This is a genomic window from Rhizobium sp. Rhizsp42 (assembly GCF_047304155.1).
In the GTDB taxonomy this organism is placed as follows: Bacteria; Pseudomonadota; Alphaproteobacteria; order Rhizobiales; family Rhizobiaceae; genus Rhizobium.
Map to the genome: position 1 here is coordinate 1 of NZ_JBGLYS010000137.1, position 278 is coordinate 278.

The 278-nt window shown below is 59.4% G+C and carries 1 protein-coding gene; it reads left to right on the plus strand.

Annotated features, from left to right (window positions below; all coding sequences use genetic code 11):
• Window positions 1–278, plus strand: a 278-nt coding sequence (locus ACCD05_RS31845; RefSeq protein ID WP_413397671.1) for a hypothetical protein, incomplete at both ends; no start/stop codon positions are given.

Here is a 278-nt window from a genome sequence, read left to right on the forward strand (position 1 = left end):
GTGTCGGCGTTCAGGTGCCATCCTGTCGTTCCGTTGCTGAAATCGGCATTGCTCAGGAGGTTCGGGAGCGGCTGCGACAAGCCACGATAAGCAAGGACTTGCTCAATGATCAACCGGGCCTGCATTTCGCATCCCTGTGTGTTCAGGTGCAGCGCATCGCTGGCGGATACCGTCAGGCTTTGGGATGGCTGGTCAAGCGCGGCGCGGTCGATGTCAGCCTGCCACAGCAGGTTGTGTTCGTGGACAGCCTCTGTCCGATGGTCTGCGTAGAAGATGGT